The organism is Cedecea davisae, from assembly GCF_044095835.1.
In the GTDB taxonomy this organism is placed as follows: Bacteria; Pseudomonadota; Gammaproteobacteria; order Enterobacterales; family Enterobacteriaceae; genus Cedecea; species Cedecea davisae.
The window spans coordinates 183,999-202,719 of the sequence record NZ_CP172054.1 but is presented as its reverse complement, the minus strand read 5'-3'; the positions used below and the strand labels follow the sequence as shown (position 1 = coordinate 202,719).

Annotated in this window: 13 protein-coding genes; 5 read left to right on the top strand and 8 right to left on the bottom strand. The window is 55.4% G+C overall.

Features of this window, described 5'->3' with window-relative positions:
- Positions 1 to 246: 246 nt before the first annotated feature.
- From pilQ to ACG1VR_RS01280, 5 genes are read right to left on the bottom strand one after another with little or no spacing between them, the layout of a single operon-like run.
- Complete coding sequence (gene pilQ, locus ACG1VR_RS01300) at positions 247 to 1,494, bottom strand: type IV pilus secretin PilQ (protein WP_395490009.1); 1,248 nt, start codon at positions 1,492 to 1,494, stop codon at positions 247 to 249.
- Positions 1,433 to 1,819, bottom strand: a complete 387-nt coding sequence (locus ACG1VR_RS01295) for a HofP DNA utilization family protein (protein WP_395490008.1) — start codon at positions 1,817 to 1,819, stop codon at positions 1,433 to 1,435. Before ACG1VR_RS01295 ends, pilQ begins: the two co-directional genes overlap by 62 nt.
- Positions 1,806 to 2,276, bottom strand: a complete 471-nt coding sequence (locus ACG1VR_RS01290) for a hypothetical protein (RefSeq protein WP_395490007.1) — start codon at positions 2,274 to 2,276, stop codon at positions 1,806 to 1,808. The genes ACG1VR_RS01295 and ACG1VR_RS01290 overlap by 14 nt, the downstream gene beginning before the upstream one ends.
- Entirely contained in the window at positions 2,260 to 2,814 is a 555-nt protein-coding gene (locus ACG1VR_RS01285) for a PilN domain-containing protein (protein ID WP_395490006.1), read from the bottom strand. The genes ACG1VR_RS01290 and ACG1VR_RS01285 overlap by 17 nt, the downstream gene beginning before the upstream one ends.
- A complete protein-coding gene (locus ACG1VR_RS01280) occupies positions 2,814 to 3,629 on the bottom strand; it encodes a pilus assembly protein (protein WP_395490005.1) in 816 nt (271 codons plus the stop codon). The genes ACG1VR_RS01285 and ACG1VR_RS01280 overlap by 1 nt, the downstream gene beginning before the upstream one ends.
- Positions 3,630 to 3,771: 142 nt before the next feature.
- On the opposite strand from ACG1VR_RS01280, the gene mrcA reads away from it, so the two are divergent.
- Positions 3,772 to 6,324, top strand: coding sequence for a peptidoglycan glycosyltransferase/peptidoglycan DD-transpeptidase MrcA (mrcA, locus tag ACG1VR_RS01275; RefSeq protein ID WP_395490004.1), 2,553 nt, complete (start codon positions 3,772 to 3,774; stop codon positions 6,322 to 6,324).
- A gap of 52 nt (positions 6,325 to 6,376) precedes the next feature.
- On the opposite strand, the gene nudE is transcribed toward mrcA, so the two are convergent.
- Complete coding sequence (gene nudE / locus ACG1VR_RS01270; RefSeq protein ID WP_016538524.1) at positions 6,377 to 6,937, bottom strand: ADP compounds hydrolase NudE; 561 nt, start codon at positions 6,935 to 6,937, stop codon at positions 6,377 to 6,379.
- 336 nt (positions 6,938 to 7,273) lie between these two features.
- On the opposite strand from nudE, the gene ACG1VR_RS01265 reads away from it, so the two are divergent.
- The 4 genes from ACG1VR_RS01265 to hslO all read left to right on the top strand — a co-directional run bounded on the left by ACG1VR_RS01265 (position 7,274) and on the right by hslO (position 11,471).
- Positions 7,274 to 9,409, top strand: coding sequence for an intracellular growth attenuator family protein (locus tag ACG1VR_RS01265; protein WP_016538525.1), 2,136 nt, complete (start codon positions 7,274 to 7,276; stop codon positions 9,407 to 9,409).
- 75 nt (positions 9,410 to 9,484) lie between these two features.
- Positions 9,485 to 10,165 (top strand): GMP/IMP nucleotidase, encoded by a 681-nt coding sequence (gene yrfG / locus ACG1VR_RS01260; RefSeq protein ID WP_016538526.1) that lies wholly within the window; start codon positions 9,485 to 9,487, stop codon positions 10,163 to 10,165.
- Positions 10,165 to 10,566, top strand: coding sequence for a ribosome-associated heat shock protein Hsp15 (hslR, locus tag ACG1VR_RS01255; RefSeq protein WP_395490003.1), 402 nt, complete (start codon positions 10,165 to 10,167; stop codon positions 10,564 to 10,566). Before yrfG ends, hslR begins: the two co-directional genes overlap by 1 nt.
- A 26-nt stretch (positions 10,567 to 10,592) precedes the next feature.
- Entirely contained in the window at positions 10,593 to 11,471 is an 879-nt protein-coding gene (hslO, locus tag ACG1VR_RS01250; RefSeq protein WP_083478404.1) for an Hsp33 family molecular chaperone HslO, read from the top strand.
- Between the two features lie 38 nt (positions 11,472 to 11,509).
- On the opposite strand, the gene ACG1VR_RS01245 is transcribed toward hslO, so the two are convergent.
- Positions 11,510 to 13,258, bottom strand: coding sequence for a DUF4153 domain-containing protein (locus tag ACG1VR_RS01245; RefSeq protein WP_395490001.1), 1,749 nt, complete (start codon positions 13,256 to 13,258; stop codon positions 11,510 to 11,512).
- A 199-nt stretch (positions 13,259 to 13,457) separates the two neighbouring features.
- Positions 13,458 to 18,515: an inverse autotransporter beta domain-containing protein gene (locus tag ACG1VR_RS01240; RefSeq protein WP_395490000.1), complete on the bottom strand. Its 5,058-nt coding sequence runs from the start codon at positions 18,513 to 18,515 to the stop codon at positions 13,458 to 13,460.
- Positions 18,516 to 18,721: the final 206 nt, after the last annotated feature.

Here is an 18,721-nt window from a genome sequence, read left to right as displayed (position 1 = left end):
AACTGAAACCTCATAAGCGTGAGTGCGAGAATCAGACTAAAAATTATCTCAACACTCAAGGGGGTTTGGCAACCGAATAAATCACCACCGCCCGGCTCGGGGCGAAAAGCGTGCTTCGGCTTCCCGGCCGCAGGTTCTCTTTACCCTGCCTCCCGAAACGGTACACCTTGTAAGCTAATTCCTCTCTGCCGTCAAACACCTGGCGTCCGTTTAGCAGAAAAATACCCGGACTGGAGAAGAAACGCGCTAGGGCGCGGCAATCAGTCTTGGGGTGATAAACACCACTAATTCCCGACGTTGGCGTTTTTTACCCTCATGCTGGAACAATTGGCCAATAAGGGGAATATTGCCCAACAGCGGCACGCTATCACGGGTGTTATTGCTCTGCTGCTGGAAGATCCCGCCCAGCGCCAGGGTCTCGCCATCCTGCACCTCCACCTGTGTTTCAATTTCCTGTTTATCGATAGTCAGCACTTCGCCATCCACATGCTGGATGCTGCGGCCTGGCATATTTTGGCTAATGCGTAATTTCAGGCGAATACTGCCGTGCTGGCTAATGGTCGGCGTCACCTCCATCCCCAGCACCGCTTCTTTAAATTCCACTGAAGTGGCTTCATTTTTACCGTTTGAGACCTGGTAGGGAATTTCGGTACCCTGCTTAATACTGGCCGACTGCTGGTGCGCAACCAGCAGACGCGGGCTGGCAATAATCTCCAACTGATGCTGCTGTTCAAGTGCGCTAAGCTCCAGCTCCAGCATGCGGCCATTCAGCCGCCCGATGTTAAAACCAAGCGTAGTGGTTGCCGCCGCAAACGCCAGGTTGCTGGAGACGGTTGTCGGCTGATACAGACCGGGCGCGCTTTCTGCCTCGGCTGCGCTCCACTTCACGCCAAGCTCTCGCAGCTTCTCCCGATTGATGGTGACAATATGCGCCGACAGCTCCACCTGCCCCATCGGCACGTCCATGTCGGCTACCCAGGCGGCAATTTGCTTTTGCGCCTGCTTGTTGTCCCTCACAACCAGCCGATTGGTGCGCTTATCAACGGTTACGTTGCCGCGCGGCCCAAGCAATTTTTCGCCGCTGCCTTTGAGCCCTGCCGCCAGTTCCACAACGTCCGCATAGCGTGGCATATAAACTTGTTGCACTAACGGCTGCTCAAGTGCTCTCTGTTTGCGTGTCGCCTCCTGCTGGGCCCGCAGCATAGCCGGGTCCTGCTTTGGCTGGATCTGTAACACATTTCCCACTTTTGAAGCGCTAAGATCTGCCAGCTTGAGCATCAGTTGAAACGCCTGCTCCCACGGAACCTCAACCAGGTGCAGAGAGAGCTTGCCCTGCACGCCAGGGGCTACCACGACGTTCAGCTTCTGCTGCTCTGCCAGCATCTGCAACACCTGAACAACCGGAGCTTCATCAATCATGAGCGTCACGGTTTTATTTGCCCAGCCCGCCAGCGGCAATAGCGCCAGCGCGAATACTGCGACGATCCTTATCATTGATTCCTCCCGGTAAACTCCAGTGGTAGTAACTTGCTTCGCACGGTCCGCTCAGGGATGCGGTTACCCGCTTCCCGGCAATCGCCAAAACCCGAACGCCCGGCTCAAGCTCCTGCCCCGTGCGCACTCTGCGCCATTGCTGCGCTGGCAGGCCAAGCAGCGCCATACTGTTTCCCGGCTGATAAAACACGCCGCGTAATTGCCAGCGGTCAAGGCGCTTCAACAGCGCCTCACAGGGGGATGAAAGTGCGATAAATGGATTTCGTGGCTGCGCATATGAAACCGAGCACAGGAGCAGAACCAAAAGCCCGCTAGCTGCTTTCATCGATGAACTCCAGCGCCAGCACGACTCTGACCCGCTCTCCGGCTGCGCCTAATTCGAAAGCAGGCAGCCTTAGCCGCTGGTAGCCCGCCAGTTGCTGAAAGAGTGCCGGGACTTTTCGCCACGGCAGCAAAATCTCCAGCAAAGAGTGTTTTATGCCCGGTTGCCATTTCACCAATCTCCCTCCCGACTGCCTGACCGCCTCCATTGCTGAAAACGGCTTTGCCGGAGCAGCGGCAGGCAGGGGGTCAATGCCTGGTAATGTTGCAATGCTTTTTTGCAGCGCCGCAGTCTGCTGCGCGGCCTGCTGGCATTGCGATATCAGTTCAAGCCTCAAGTGCCGCTGGGGCTGAACCAGCAGCCATTGGCAGATAAAAGCCACGGTGAGCAGGCAAACCAGCAGGGCGGAGATACGCAGGCCGAAATACCTGCCGGGAAGCCGTTTAAGGTAGCGGTTCACTCGCTTCTCCTTCCGGCTCTAAGATGAAATTAAAGGAAACGCCCTTATTTTCCTCGTCGCGTAACTCCCCGGGTTTAATCGTAAAATTCCCCGGCAAAGCGCTAAGACTCGCCTCGAACCGGCTCAGCTCGCCGGCATCCCCCGCTACGCCCTGTACGGAGACCTTGCTGTTGCGCCAGCTCAGGCTGCTAAGCCAGCTGTTTTCCGGCAGCCCGGCCGCCAGCGCGTTAAGCACCTTTTCCCAGCGGGAAATATTTGCCCTTACAGCCTCTGCGACCCGCAGCCGCTCCCGCGACTGTTGAGACTCTTTAAGCGCACGCTGGCGGCTTTGCAGCAGCACCTGCAACGTCTGCTGCTGTAAAGCCATACTGCTGGCCTGAACACGCAGCAGGCTAACCTCCAGCTTCAGCAGTTGCGTATGCCAGGCCGCCAGGGTAAGGACCAATAGCATGCCGAGCAGCGTGGTTCCGCCCCACAGTCTCAATCTCCGCTGCCGCCTTTGGCTGCGCCACGGCAGCAGGTTGATAAGCGCCGCCATTAGCGACTGAGCCCCAGCGCCAGACCCAGCACGATGGTATATAGCCCGCCGTGAACCGGCAGCGGCGGCTGATGGCGTATAATCGGCTGCCAGGCATTCAGGATTTTTGCATCGGCGGGCATAGCACCGGTACCGTTCGCACGGCTAATCGCTACCTCCCCTGCGCTTACGCCCAGTTGCAGGCAGAGCGCCGCAAAATCAGCCACCTGCCGCTTATCAAGCCAGCCGGAGCGCCCCGGTTCCAGAACCGATGCCCACAGCCAGTATCGTTCTTCTTCATGAGCTAAAAAGCGGCAATCCGCCGGATAACATGCCGCTGGCAAAGCGCTAAGCGCCTTGTCTCCGGGCGTAATGCATGCGGGAAATAATTTGGCGTTTGCCAGGCTCGCCAGCAGATTTTTCAGATCCTGCTGGCGGGCAGCCGTTACGTTCAGCGGCTCGCCGTAATCCGGGTAGTCATAGCAAAGCTGTGAGGCGGGCATTTGCAGCTGGCGAGCGGTAGCACCGGCGATATACTTCTCTTGTGCCGACTCCTGCAGGCGGCTGTCCGGCGCGGGAACCTGCCGCTGCAAAGTCCGCTGAACGGGAAAGCCTACCCGCAAGTGATGGCGTATCGGGATCTCTTTGCGCCATGCGCTAAGCGCCTCGCACAGCGTGCCGGGTTCGGGTAACATGCCGTCCGCAAGTCCCTGTTCCGGGAAGGGTAAAAACCACCAATGCCGCAATTGCCATCCTTGCCGGTGCCATTGCACCGCCGCGGCGCGTACGCCCTCCGCCTGGATGTCCAGGCCAATCCGCCAACCAGGAAACATCATGGTTTCGATCTCCTTATCAAGCTAGTGATGAAAGGCTCTGATCCCGAAACGGCAACGGGTATATCAAAGCTCCTGGCTTGCCTTTATACTACCGCGCGGTTGATTAGAAACTGCCCAATTGAAACCTAATGGGAAATTTAAGGTGAAGTTCGTAAAGTACTTATTAATCCTTGCAGTCTGTTGCGTTCTGCTGGGAGCTGGCTCGATATTCGGCCTATACAAATACATTGAGCCGCAGCTTCCCGACGTCGCGACGTTAAGAGACGTGCGGCTGCAAATTCCAATGCAGGTTTACAGCGCTGACGGAGAGCTTATCGCCCAATACGGCGAGAAACGTCGTATTCCGCTGACCCTGAACCAAATCCCACCGATTATGGTAAAAGCGTTCATCGCCACCGAGGACAGCCGTTTCTATGAACACCACGGCGTTGACCCGGTGGGGATTTTCCGCGCCGCCAGCGTAGCGCTCTTCTCCGGCCATGCTTCTCAGGGGGCGAGTACCATCACCCAGCAGCTGGCGCGTAACTTCTTCCTCAGCCCTGAACGCACTCTGATGCGTAAGGTCAAGGAGGCGTTTCTCGCCGTGCGTATTGAGCAGATGCTGAGTAAGGATGAAATCCTTGAGCTGTATCTGAATAAAATCTATCTCGGCTACCGCGCTTACGGCGTAGGCGCCGCCGCTCAGGTCTACTTCGGCAAGACTGTCGATCAACTGACCCTGAGCGAGATTGCGGTGATTGCCGGGCTGCCTAAGGCGCCTTCGACATTCAACCCGCTTTACTCCATGGATCGTGCCGTCGCGCGGCGCAACGTAGTGCTCTCGCGCATGCTGAGCGAAGGCTATATCACCCAGGCGCAGTATGACGAAGCGCGTAGCCAGGCTATCGACGCCAGCTACCACACGCCGGAAATTGCTTTCTCCGCGCCTTATCTGTCCGAGCTGGTGCGCCAGGACCTGGTGGCCCGCTACGGCGATAAAGCCTATGAAGATGGCTATAAGGTTTACACCACCGTCAGCCGTAAAATTCAGCAGGGCGCGCAGGAAGCGGTTCGCAATAACGTCATGGCTTACGACATGCGCCACGGCTATCGCGGCCCGTCAAACGTGCTGTGGAAAGTGGGTGAAAGCGCGTGGGACGAGAAGAAAATCATCGACTCTCTGAAAAACCTGCCGGTTTATGGTCCGCTGTTCCCGGCAGTTGTTACCCGCGCAACGGCAGAAGAAGCCACGGCTTTACTGGCGGACGGCAGCTCCGTCTCGCTGGGTATGGAAGGCATGCGCTGGGCTCGCCCTTATCGCTCCGACACCGCTCAGGGCCCTACCCCGCGTAAAGTGACCGACGTGGTTCAGGCCGGCCAACAGATTTGGGTTCGTAAAGTTGATACCGCATGGTGGCTTGGTCAGGTGCCGGATGTTAACTCCGCGCTGGTTTCGCTTAACCCACGCGACGGTGCCGTACTGGCGCTGGTCGGCGGTTTTGACTTCAATCAGAGTAAATTTAACCGCGCTACCCAGGCGCTGCGCCAGGTAGGTTCTAACATCAAGCCGTTCCTCTACACCGCGGCGATGGATAAAGGCCTGACGCTTGCCAGCATTCTTAACGACGTGCCGATTTCGCGCTGGGATGCGGGTGCAGGCTCCGACTGGCGGCCGAAAAACTCCCCGGCGCAATATGCAGGGCCAATTCGACTGCGCCAGGGCCTCGGCCAGTCTAAAAACGTCGTGATGGTGCGCGCGATGCGTGCGATGGGCGTAGATTACGCGGCAGAATATCTACAGCGCTTTGGCTTCCCGGCGGCAAATATCGTTCACACCGAATCACTGGCGCTGGGTTCAGCTTCATTTACGCCAATGCAGGTTGCTCGTGGCTATTCGGTAATGGCCAACGGCGGCTTCCTGGTTGATCCGTACTACATCACCAAAATCGTCGATGACACCGGCAATACCGTGTTCGAGGCAAAACCAAAAGTTGCCTGTGCCAGCTGCGACCTGCCGGTTATCTACGGCGACACGCCGAAATCAACGGTGCTGGAAAATCAGGATGTGGAAGACGTAGCCGTTTCGCAGACGCCGCAAAACAGCAACGTGCCTATGCCTCAGCTGGAGCAGGCGAACAAAGCGCTGGTGGAAAAAGTTCAGGGCGAAGAGTATGCCCCGCACGTGATAAACACCCCGCTGTCGTTCCTGATCAAAAGCGCGCTCAACAGTAATATTTATGGCGAACCGGGTTGGCAAGGTACTGGCTGGCGAGCGGGGCGTGATCTGAAACGCCGGGACATCGGCGGTAAAACCGGGACCACCAACAGTTCGAAAGATGCCTGGTTCTCCGGCTACGGACCGGGTGTGGTGACTTCGGTATGGATTGGCTTTGACGATCACCGCCGCGATCTTGGCCGCACCACGGCTTCAGGCGCAATCAAAGATCAGATTTCAGGTTACGAAGGCGGCGCGAAGAGCGCTCAACCAGCCTGGGACGATTTTATGAAGGTCGCCCTTTCCGGCGTACCGGAAGAGCCGCTAACGCCACCGCCGGGAATTGTCACCGTGAATATCGATCGCAGCTCCGGTCAGTTAGCCAACGGCGGTAACAGCCGTGAGGAATACTTTATCGAGGGCACCCAGCCTACTCAGCAGGCCGTGCATGAAGTAGGCACTACGATTATCGACAATGGAGAAGAACACGAGCTGTTCTAAACCAAACAAAAGGGCCGCTTCTCGCAGCCCTTTCTCATTCTCTCTTTGTTAACTAGAGCCTGCCCTGTTGTTTTAACCACTCGCGTACCAGGAACAGAGCGCTGACGTTGCGCGCCTCGCTGAAGTCTTCTTCATTCAGCAAATCCAACATTTTTGCCAGCGGCCAGCGCTCCTGCACCAGCTCTTCCGGCTCGTCCCCTTCCAGCGACTCCGGGTAGAGATCCTCAGCGATAACGATGTTCATTTTGCTTGAGAAATAGGACGGCGCCATGGTCAATTTTTTCAGGAATGTCAGCTGGTTTGCACCAAAGCCAACTTCCTCTTTCAGCTCGCGGTTAGCGGCTTCAAACACCGTTTCACCCGGGTCAATCAGGCCCTTAGGGAAACCCAATTCATAGGATTCGGTGCCTACGGCGTATTCACGAATAAGGATCAGGTGGTCATCAACAATAGGCACGATCATCACCGCCTCACGCGAGGAAGGTCGCATCCGCTCGTAAACGCGGCGCACGCCATTGCTAAACTCCAGATCCACCGTTTCGACGTTAAAAAGTCGCGAACGCGCCACGGTTTCTACATGTAAAATCGTTGGTTTTTTAAGAGATTTGCTCATGTGGCTGGGATCAACAGTGAAAGAGGTAAGTTATTGTGCGGCATGCCGCACATATTGCGCAACGAGCATTGGCTATTATTTACATTTTTGCAACTTGATGTTTTTCCAAAACACGTAATGCGCGCCCCTGTCAAGACAGGTAGTATGGAATAGGAATTTACTTGTATTTCAGACGAAGTCGCTTTGCTAACATTGTGTTACTGCAGGTTGTTTATTATAAAAACAGCTTAAGTTAGCACTCTCACCTGCCGATAATGATTTCTGATCTCTTAACCTTTTGAAGGGCCGATCTTTTGCCGCGCTTGATGAAAAAGACGATTGTTTGATGGGGAAAGCATGAGCACCTTATTATTTCTGTTAGCTGCTATGCTGGCCTGCGCCCTGATTGCCGGATGGCTAATCTGGCGGAGCCTGAGGCTGCGCGCCCGGGTTCCGCGTGAACATTCGTTCCCCGGAGCCACAACCCGCAAACTGACTCCGGAAGAGCGTATTGCCGTCGAAAATTATCTTGAGCGCTATTCACGCACCCAGGAGCTGATTGGCCCCTCAGGTGCAAGCAATCCGCCGCCAAAACTGACGCTGACCGCGCAAAGCAACACGGTTATCTCACTTACCCGCTCGATTACCCGCTACGGTCTGTCTGCCGACGACGCCAATAAATGGCGCTACTATCTGGACTCGGTTGAAGTCCATTTGCCGCCGTTCTGGGAACAGTACATTACCAACGATAACGACGTGGAGCTTATCCGCACCAGCACTATTCCGCTGGTTATCTCTCTCAACGGCAATACGTTGCAAAATGACGCTCTGGACAGCCAGCAATACGCTATCGAAGGCTATTCCGGCACGCAGGCCTCGATTCGCGGTGAAGAAAGCGAGCAAATTGAGCTGCTGAATATTCGTCAGGAAACCGAGGAAGAGTATTCCCTGAGCCGCCCGGACGGGATCCGCGAGGCCGCACTTATCTGCGTCGCATTCATTATGCTGTTCCTGAGCCTGGTTACGCCGCCGGTATTTCTGCCGTGGCTGCTCGGTGGTTCAGCGCTGCTGGTAGCCGCTGGTTTGTGGGGGCTGTTTGCGCCACCGGCCAAAAATGCGCTGCGCGAGATCCACTGCCTGCGCGGTACGCCCAAACGCTGGGGGCTGTTTGGCGAGTCCAATCAGGAGCAGGTCAACAATATATCCCTCGGCATTATCGACCTTATCTATCCGCCGCACTGGCAGCCTTTTGTTACCCAGGATCTCGGGCAGAAAACCGATATTGATATCTACCTCGACCGCCACGTTGTGCGCCAGGGGCGCTTCCTCTCGCTGCATGACGAGGTGCGCAATTTCCCGCTTCAGCACTGGGTGCGCAACCTGCTGATCGCCTCCGGTGCGCTGCTGGTTCTGCTGATGATGACGCTTTGGGTGCCGCTGGAGATGCCCATCAAGCTCAGCGTTTCCTGGTTAAAAGGCGCGCAGTCTATCGAGGCAACCAGCGTTAAAGAGCTGGAACAATACAAGCTACAGGTTGGCGACACGCTGAGAGTGAACGGCACCGGCATGTGCAACATCCATACTCCGGGCGGGTACAGTTCGCGTCAGAGCTTCCCGTTCACCCCGTTCGACTGCTCGCAAATTATCTGGAATACCGCACGCCCTCTTCCGCTGCCGGAGTCCGAGGTCATGGACAAGGCGGTTGCGTTGACGAAGGCGGTTAGCGGGCAAATCCACCCTCAGGGCGACGAAGCCGACAGCAAGGTTAACCCGCAGCTGGCGGATGCTATCCAGAAGTCGGGCATGGTGCTGCTGGACGATTTCGCCGGTATTGTGAAAAAGACACAGGCGCTGTGTACCGCAGAAGATGAATGTGTACGCCTGAAAAATGCGCTGGTGAATTTGGGCAACACCAAAGACTGGGACTCGCTGATAAAACGGGCAGATTCGGGCAAGCTGACCGGCGTGAACGTTCTGCTGCGGCCGGTTAGCGCCGAATCGCTGGATAATCTGGTCACGACGTCCACCGCGCCATTCTTTATTCGTGAAACCGCGCGCGCCGCACAGTCGCTGAACAGCCCGGCGCCGGGCGGCTACGTGATAATTAATGATGAAGGTGGCGACCTTGTCGATCAGCCGCTGCCGCCGGTTTCACTGTATGACTTCCCGGCCCAGGAGCAGTGGACAGAGTTCCTTCGCCTGGCGGATATGCTGCTGCAAACGCCTTTCCACGCCGAGGGGATAATCACCGGGGTCTATACCGATGCCAACGGCACTCAGCACGTTACCCTGCACCGTATCTCCGACACGCATAGCCTTTGGAGCTACATCAGCATTTCTCTGATGCTGATAGCGATGCTGGCATGCTTCGTCATCAATACCGTGCTGGCTATTACCCGCTATCGCCGCGCCAGCACAAGACTTGCCGAAATTCATCGCTACTACGACAACTGCATCAACCCGACGCTGACTCCGCCATCCCTTCTGCGGTAGCCGTTACGGGTAAACTTTGCGTACCGGGTTGTGCTACCCTGGTACGCAAATTTTCCTCTACCGAGACTGAAACCTATGCCTGGTACAATAGCCTGGCAGGACGTTGACACCCTGCTGCTGGATATGGACGGGACCCTGCTGGACCTGGCCTTCGATAACCATTTCTGGAAAAAGCTGGTGCCGGAAACCATCAGTCTTAAGCGAGGCATTCCGCTACAGGAAGCCCATCAGCTCATATCGCATGAGTACCACGCCGTACAGCATACGCTAAACTGGTACTGTCTCGATTACTGGAGCGAAAAGCTCGGGCTGGATATCCGCGAGATGACAACGGAACAGGGGCCAAATGCCGCGCTGCGCGATGATACGGTGCCGTTTCTGGAGGCGTTAAAAGCCAGCGGAAAACGCCGTATTCTGCTGACCAACGCCCATCCGCACAACCTGGCGGTGAAACTTGAACATACCGGTTTAGACCAGCACCTTGATTTATTGCTTTCGACCCACACATTTGGTTATCCGAAAGAAGATAGACGTTTATGGCAGGCGGTGGCCGGGCATACCGGATTCGATCCGGCCAGAACGGTGTTTATCGACGATAGCGAAGCGATTCTTGATGCCGCGGCAAATTTTGGTATTCGTTACTGCTTTGGCGTGCTGAACCCGGATTCCGGTGAAGCGGAAAAAACCTTCACCCGCCATCCCGGCCTTAGCGATTACCGAACTCTGATCCCATCGCTTTCCGTCAAGGAGGCGTGATGAAAGACAAAACGGCCGAAGGTGTGCGCCTGGATAAATGGCTGTGGGCCGCCCGTTTCTATAAAACCCGAGCCGTGGCGCGGGAGATGATTGAAGGCGGCAAAGTGCATTATAACGGGCAGCGTAGCAAACCCAGCAAGCTGGTGGAGCTGAATGCGGTTCTCACGCTGCGCCAGGGTAACGACGAGCGCACCGTTAACATCCTCGCGATTACCGAACAGCGTAGGCCGGCGACGGAAGCCACCCAGCTTTATGAAGAGACGACGGAAAGCATCGCCAAACGGGAAAAAGTGGCGCTGGCGCGCAAGATGAATGCGCTGACCATGCCGCATCCCGACCGCCGCCCGGATAAAAAAGAGCGCCGGGATTTGATGAAATTTAAACACGGTGGCGAGGAGTAGCCCGCCCACCAGCAAGAGAGATGACGATGACTCAACACGACCAACTACACCGCTATCTGTTTGAAAACTACGCCGTACGCGGCGAGCTGGTGACGGTTTCTGAAACCTGGCAGCAGATCATGGAAAACCATGATTATCCGCAGCCGGTCAAAAAAATCCTCGGCGAGCTGCTGGTTGCGACCAGCCTGCTGACGGCCACCCTGAAGTTTGACGGCGACATTACCGTTCAGCTGCAGGGCGATGGCCCGATGACCCTGGCGGTGATCAACGGCAATAACAAACAGCAGATGCGCGGCGTAGCTCGCGTTCAGGGTGAAATCCCGGCTGAAGCCGAGCTGAAAGACCTGGTAGGCAACGGCTATCTGGTTATCACCATCACCCCGAGCGAAGGTGAACGCTACCAGGGCGTTGTAGGCCTGGAAGGCGACACGCTGGCGGCCTGCCTTGAAGATTACTTCATGCGTTCAGAGCAGTTGCCAACCCGCCTGTTCATTCGCACCGGCGAATTTGAAGGGAAAGCGGCCGCTGGCGGCATGTTGTTACAGGTCCTTCCTGCGCAAAATGCCCAGACCGACGACTTTAACCACCTGGCAATGCTGACCGAAACTATCAAGGCTGAAGAGCTGCTGACGCTTCCGGCTAATGATGTGCTGTGGCGCCTGTATCACGAGGAAGAAGTCACCCTGTACGATCCGCAGGCGGTAGAGTTTAAGTGCACCTGCTCCCGCGAGCGCTGTGCGGATGCGCTGCGCACTCTCCCGGACGAAGAGATCGACAGCATTCTCGCGGAAGATAATGAAATAGACATGAACTGTGATTACTGCGGTAGCCACTACGTGTTTGATGCTATGGATATTGCGGCTATCCGCAAAAATGCCTCTCCGGCTGACCCTCAGATCCACTAAATCTGTTAAACGCCTCCGCCAGCGGAGGCGTTTTTTCCTTAGCGGTAGTAATCAACCTTGACCCGCTGACCATCCACCATCACGTCCTGCCATGCCTTCGGGGCCGCCGTTAACTTACCTTCCGTTGCCGCCTGTTTCAGGGCCGCCATCATCTGGTTTTTATCCAGGTCACGGGCCTGGCCAATGTCCTTCCAGCCGCCGTCTATTTTTCCATACACTTTGCAGTAGCTCATTTCCGGCTGGCAAAGCAGCCATTCGTCCTTGCCGTCGCCGTTAAGATCCATCCCCACCAGCAGGCATTTGTCATCGTCGTCCAGACACTCTCTTGCCTGGTAGCTTTCGTCTTTTACCATTGCCTGCCACCAGGCGTTTTCCGGTACGCGGTTCTTATCCGCCAGTACAATGCGCTGGCGCAGCGATTCAACCGTAAGCTTCACGGCGGCAAAGCCGTTCGCCTTACTGTCGCTCAATATCCTGGCGAGCTGCCTTTTACGTTCCGGGCTGGCGCTGAATAGCGGGTCTTGTTGCAGCTCACGCATTGCATCGTAACCGCGTCGCCCGGAGGATTGCAGCATCGACAAGCTCAGTTTCTCCGGCTTCAGCACGCCGCTGTGGTAGCGAGCCATTTGATTGTTCACGCTAATGCGATAAGGGTCGAGCAACGGGGAGTTAACGGCAACCAGCAGGGCAAGAGCCAGCAATAAAACCGCACGGTTAATATAACCTGGCTGCAAAATAGCTTCACGGCGCTGGCGAATAAGAGTCACCGCATAGCCGAAGGCCCACACCAAGACAGCTAAGGTTATCAGCGCTGCATATACCCGGGCAGGTGTCCAACCGTATGCCGAAACGCGCTGCCAAAGCGCATAACTTGCCAGCAGGGCATAAACCGGAGAAAGCAGCAGCGAGAGCTTAATCAGGCCATCCAGCCAGGTCGGGTAAGGCCGAGCCTCTCTTTCCGGGTGCCAGACCACTGCGGCGGTAACCATCACCATCAGCGTCAGGGTGTTCAGCAGCGCGTTGCAGGAAACGTGCTGTGAAATGGACCCCAGGCCGACCACCGGCAGCGTTGCCAGAAACATCAACGCAATCAGCGACAGCAGCGGCAGTAGGCCGGTGGCAAACACGCTGAAGAAGTGCCTGACAGCGCTAATTGCCCGCTTCTGGTCGCGGCAGAGCGTAACCGCGAGCGCCGCCGCCGCACAGGTAGCTATCCAGGCAAAAGCCGGCGTGCTGAAAAATAGACGATCGAAAAAGGTGATATCCACCAGCTTGAAAAGCACGGCCCATAGCGCCAGCACGCCCCAGAAAAAGAGCACCAGCAGCCCGGTCAACAGCAGCGTTATCCCGTTACGCCATAGCTGACTGTAAAACTCACGCCAGCTTCCCCAGCCGTTACCCGGGCGCAGGCGCCCCTGCAGCCAGGGCAGCGCCAGCAAGACCATCGCCACCAGCGCGCACTGGTAGCCAAGAAGAACATCATGACGAACCCAGCGCTCCAGGCCGTGGGCGTTCCAGTTGACCCAGCCGCTCATCAGCCCCACAAAAGGCAGAGGGAGCAGCGCCAGTCCCCAGAAGCGAAGCGAATTGAATCTCACCACAAGCAGCGCCACCGTCGTAGCCAGCACGACCGACAGCGTACGGATATAGAGAACCAGGTTTTCCCCCGGCAGCCATGCGCCACTCGTACGATCCAGATCGGTAAGAAACAGCACGATGCCGAGAATAAAACCGGCCAGCAAAATGCCCCAGCGAGTCGCCCTGGGCAGCGGTTCGGACAAGAACATGGTAGCAATCCTTTGTTAGTCAGATTCAGCGTTCATTGTAGAGGGCTATTGGCAGCCAAAGTTCATTGTGCGGAATTTAAATGTACGTTAGTAGAGAGGCGCGTTATTAGACACCGTATTAACCAGCAGGAATAAAAAAGCTTCTGACGGTTTGCACCGCCAGAAGCCATAGGTTAGCTAAACTATCTCTGCTTTTACCTTACAAAAACCAGTCGTCACCTTTGTTAGCAGCCTGATGGGAACCACCATTTAGAGAGGCACTGTAGACGGTTAACGTCTCAGACTCCCCGTTAAAACTGATTAATAGCTCAGTGGCGAACGTCCTCGAGTGGTCTGCCCAGCAGTCCTCCTGTAATGCATCATAGCTCAAGGGATCGAGAGTGTTACTGCTGTCCGTAGTCACACCACTCAATAAAGCAAAGGTCTGACTGCTATACCCCCAAATGTAGCCTTTTAACGTTGCCGTAAGAGGCGAAATTATTTTTTTACCGCCTGGCTTAAAATCGATACGCCCTCTTCCGCGCCAGTCGGTTGCCGCATTACTCGCCGTACTTTTACAGTAATCGGTTAAGTTACCTTTCTGGTCCGTGGTATAGACGTAGCTGTTACCTGAGATCAGCGGCTTAATATCGGCCAGCGTTGGGGTAGCTACAAACACGGACCTGCCGGCGACAACGCTAGTTTCTAAGTTGCCATATCCTTTGGCTACGAGTTCAACTTTGACAGTCTGCCCCCAGAAATCTTGTCGCGGCGTAAATTCAGTTGTCATACTTCCTGACGGAGAAATTGCTATCTGGTTCGTCAATGATGCACCCGAGCTGTTTTTCAGGATGATCTCAACTCGGCCTGGTGCAGTAAATTCATTGGAGGCGTCAGCACTCCACGTCACGGTAAATTTATCGTTCGTATACAGTGGCTTCCAGTCACCTGAACTGCTTGATGACCCCTTACTGGTATAGCTTATGCTGCCCATACTAATGGTAGGCTTACTGTAAATGAGCACGTCATAGTAGCCGGTGCTGGCGTTATAATAATCGTTAGCGACGATATTGAGCGTCAGCCGGGACTTACCTTTACCCACATTCCCCTGTACCGAGCCGGACTCAGACAGGCGCACCACATTGCTATCGCTGGACTCCCAGATAGTTCTTGCATCGGAAGGTATGGTTCTGCCGGGCTGCTGAAGCGCAAATGACTGTTCATCCGTCGTTTTCACCTCCGATTTACTAAACCCAATATTGATAGATGCCTTTTTAAGCACATAACTTACATCCACCGACTCACCGTAGAATTGCTCTGTTTCCAACACGTCGAACGTAATTGTCGTTTCACCCGGTTTTACCGCCTTTAATACCCCGCTACCGTCAACGGTTACCACGCCGGTGTTCTTACTGACGTAGCGTGGAGTGAGGGCAGTGGCGGCATCGCTATTACCGAACTGGGCTAAAACCTTATAGCTCCCTCCGTCGGCCCATTCAGCGGTTATCAGACTGCCATTTTTCGCGCTGAGCTGCGGATGCGCTTTCTCTACGGCCAGACTATAGCTCGCCATCGCCGGGTTATATTGCGCGTTGCCGGGAGTGGTCACGATAATATTCGCTTCGCCGGATTTCAGCAGCGTAACCTTCCCTGTCTGGCCGTCGACGGAGGCTACTTCGGGGGCCGAACTTGACCACTGCTGCGTTAAACCGCCGGGCATACCGCGTACGGCCTGCGACTGGGTGAAGTTTCGGGTATAGACCGCCTGCTGTTGGGCATTGTCGAAGCGCAGATCAAGGGTTACAGCGCCGACGACTACGTCGATTGGCGACCCAATTTTTTTGCCCTCCGAGCTGGCGCTCAGCGTCACTTTACCTTTCGCGGTTGAAGTTGCCTCCGAGGTATAGGTCCCATCTTTATTATCGACCACTTTAGACAGGTTAAATCCAGAGAGCGCAGAGCCGCCGCCCAGCGTTACCGTTTTGCCCACAATAGCGTTGTCGTAGCTGTCTTTCAGCTCCACCGTCAGGCTCGACTTCTCTTTACCATCCGCGCCAATCGTTGTTTTATCTGCGGTAAATGAAGAATGTGCTAAATCTATGGCCGCAGCTTTGACTTCCACAGGCCCCGCCTGAAGGTTATTTCCCATATCAAGCCAGGCTTCCATCATCAACGTACCGGCGGTATTACTTTTCACCGTGGTGGCCGCAACCCCTTGCGAGTTAGTCCGTGAAGTAGGTTCAAAACTCTCTGATACCCCTTTCAACTGCCAGGAAACCACCACGTCAGAAAGTTTGTTGCCAAATCCGTCCGTCACCGTCGCGCTGTAGGTCACGCCTTTGGCGTCACCGGCCACAAAGCTAGTGGTATTTGGCTTCACGCTGATAATCTTCCAACTGCTGGTATCGGCCGAGGCTTCAACGGACAGCGTCTCTTTTTGCCCATTTGCCAGACCGGCCGTAACCAAAATACTGCCCGATTTTTTTGTGACCAGCGTGGCTTTGATGAGCCCGTTTTGATCGGTCTGCGGCGCAAGCGGCGTTAGCGTGGCACCGCCATTAGCCGACAACGCGACCGGGATATTTGGCAGCGGATTCCCCAGCGAATCGGCAATTTTGGCCGTAATAGTGGCGCTATCTTTACCATCCGCAACAATCGCAGGCTTATCGCTTACCAGGCGGGTAATCAGGCCCTTAGTGCTGTCGGCAACGAAGGTAATGGGGTCCGCCGTTTTTGATGAGGCATTGGTGAAGGCCGTGATGGAAACCGGGTAGGCACGCGTGCTGGTAACGTCGGTTTTGGCTATTCCTTTATCATCAGTTACGGTTTGCAGGGCGCTAAATTTAACTTCTTTGCTGTCCCTGTCGGACTTCCAGTCCACCGCGATATTCGGCAGTGGATTACCGTTATCGTCATTAATCAATGCGCTAAAGGTCACGGCCGATGCTCCATCCGCCGTATATGGAGGGTTGGCCGGAGTCACCTGAACCACCGAGGCCTTGTCGCTATTACCGGTAAACATCGTGTCTTTCGTAACGCTGTGTTTGTTCACCTTCACCGTCACCTGAGAAACACCGGCAGTCAGGCTGGTTAAGCTTGTTGTGGCCTCTCCCTGCGCATTTGTTTTCAGCGAAGCGTCTTTCAGCTTTGCGTTATTGCTGGCGCTCAGCGCGACGGTAACATTGGGCACCGGGTTGTTTTTTGCATCGGTCACCAACACGCTTACCGTTTTTTCCGCTTTGCCGTTGGCAGATGAAATCTCCGGCGTTACCGCCAGATTGCCGCTGGCGATCTGCGCGCTTCCCTCATCAGCAACAAACACAACCTTTGCCGTTTTACTTTCACTGCCCTCGAACCCTGCCGTTACCGTCACTTCACCGGAGCGGACATGGGTCAGCGATACCGCAGCCTCGCCTTTGCTGTCGGTAGTTACGCTTTTAGCAATAATCGCCCCATCGCTGGCCGCTAAATTAACGATTTGAGACGGGACTTTATTGCCTTCTCCATCAATGACCACAACGCTGAGCTGATTCTGGTCTTTACCGTCAGCTTTAGCGTTGTCATGCACGACGGATAGTTCCCCGACATGGGCAGTTGTGCTATCCGCGCTAATCGCCACACTAGACGCAGCCAGGCTCATGTTGCGCACCACGGGGGTCATGGTGAACGTTTCCGCCATAGTCCCGGCGGTGAGCGTAGCAACATATTCTCCTGCTGCGCGGCGGGTGAAGGCCGTCAGTGAGTGGCCAACGCTATCCTGCGGCTTAATCCCGGCCTTCTGAGGACTCCGGGTCTGTTGTGCCTGAGTTTTCACCGTTATTTCATCGGCAGCGATGTCAACGGGGCTTCCGTCCTTATCGCTTACCTTCAGGACAAACACCTGCTGCGCCGTTCCGTTGGCGGTCAGCGTCGCATCCGTTGGCGTTAGCGAACTGCTGTTTACGCTGATCGCCGCCTGGGTCACCGTGACCTGGGTCTCGGCACGCTCTGAAGCATTGCCTTTTTTATCAAAAGCTATCCCGGAGACAGTGTAGGTGTTCACGCCGCTCTCACCCGGCTGCCAGCCCGGCAGGATAACGCTGTAGCTGGCTTCGCTTTCCCTGAGAATTTGCCCACCGGCCGCGAGCAGCGAAGGCGCAGCCCACTCGATCCTGTCCAGCCCGTTCTTCGCGTTAACCGAGACATTTAGCGACTTCTGCTCACCCGCATAGCCCGCCAGAAGATCCGCAGTTTGTAAGCGGATAACCTCTTTTTTGCGGTACTCCAGCACGATATTGTTATTGCGATCGACCAGATCGTAGCGGCTGCCCGCCAGGCTACGCATGCTGCCAACGGCATCCGGACTGATTTGCTGCTGCCACGGCATTCCGAACTGATAATTTAGCTGTACGCCAAACTGCGTCGCCTTTTCACCCGCTTTACCCTGCCGCTGATCTACATTGAAAGTGACGAGCGGAACCGGCGTGTAGCTCAGCCCGGCCGTGAGAGCATAGGGGTCGCTCTGGCGATTATCTTTACCAAAGAGCGCGACTTCTTTGCCGTAATATTGCTCATACGTCAATTTCCCGCCCAGGTGTGGTAAAGCTGGCAACCAGCCTTCTGCGCGAAGATCCCATCCGTTTGCCGGGCGTTCTTCGTAATCTTCGATATCTTTTGAATTCTTCCAGCCGGTTAAACGCAGATAGCTGTTGGCGCTGAGCTTTAAGAAATCTCGCCAGTACTCCCCCCCCAGGCCAAGGCGCGCATGCGCCCGCGACCAGTCATAGTCGAGGAAGGTGTTACCCCCCAGCATATAGCCATCGTTAAACCAGCGCAGGCCTGCCCCTAAATTCGATTGCAGCCTGTCGTCCGTCTCATGCAGGCTACCCTGAGCAAAAAGCAGTTTGTTTTCCTGTTCATACCAGGGAATCAAAAGGTCGAGCTGGGAGTTTTCGAGCGAGAAGTTTTTGTCGGCATTAAGCTGTACGCGAGCGGTACCAAATTGGCTAAGCCATTGCTGGAGATGGCTGCTGGCCTCGCCTGTTGCCATACCGCGCGCCATTGAACTCGCGGCATCACCGTTAGGATTTGCCGATAAAAAAGCCCCGGTACGGCTCGCCAAAGAGGCCCACTTTTGTACCTGAGCCTCTTTCTCCGCAGAGGCACTCTCATCCGAACGCCACTTATCTGCCGGAAGCGGCGCAAGAGGAGCGACGAGGGTGTCGCCGGACTTAACGTTGTTAAATCCTTTAGCAAAAACCTGCGACTGATTCATTACACGTAATGACGCCAGGCTCATATTATATTTTCTGGCAACGGATGCCGCATTCTCACCCGGTTGCAGAATATATAATTCCGTAGCCGCTTGAGAAACAATTGATTTTTGAGCTGCAGCTCCGGCCGATGCGGGTGCCAGCGTACAGGCGAGAGGAAACAAAATCTGTACACCGATCTGCAGCCAGGCAAAGGATTTAAGATAAAACGGAATGGGGATTTCTGTATGCT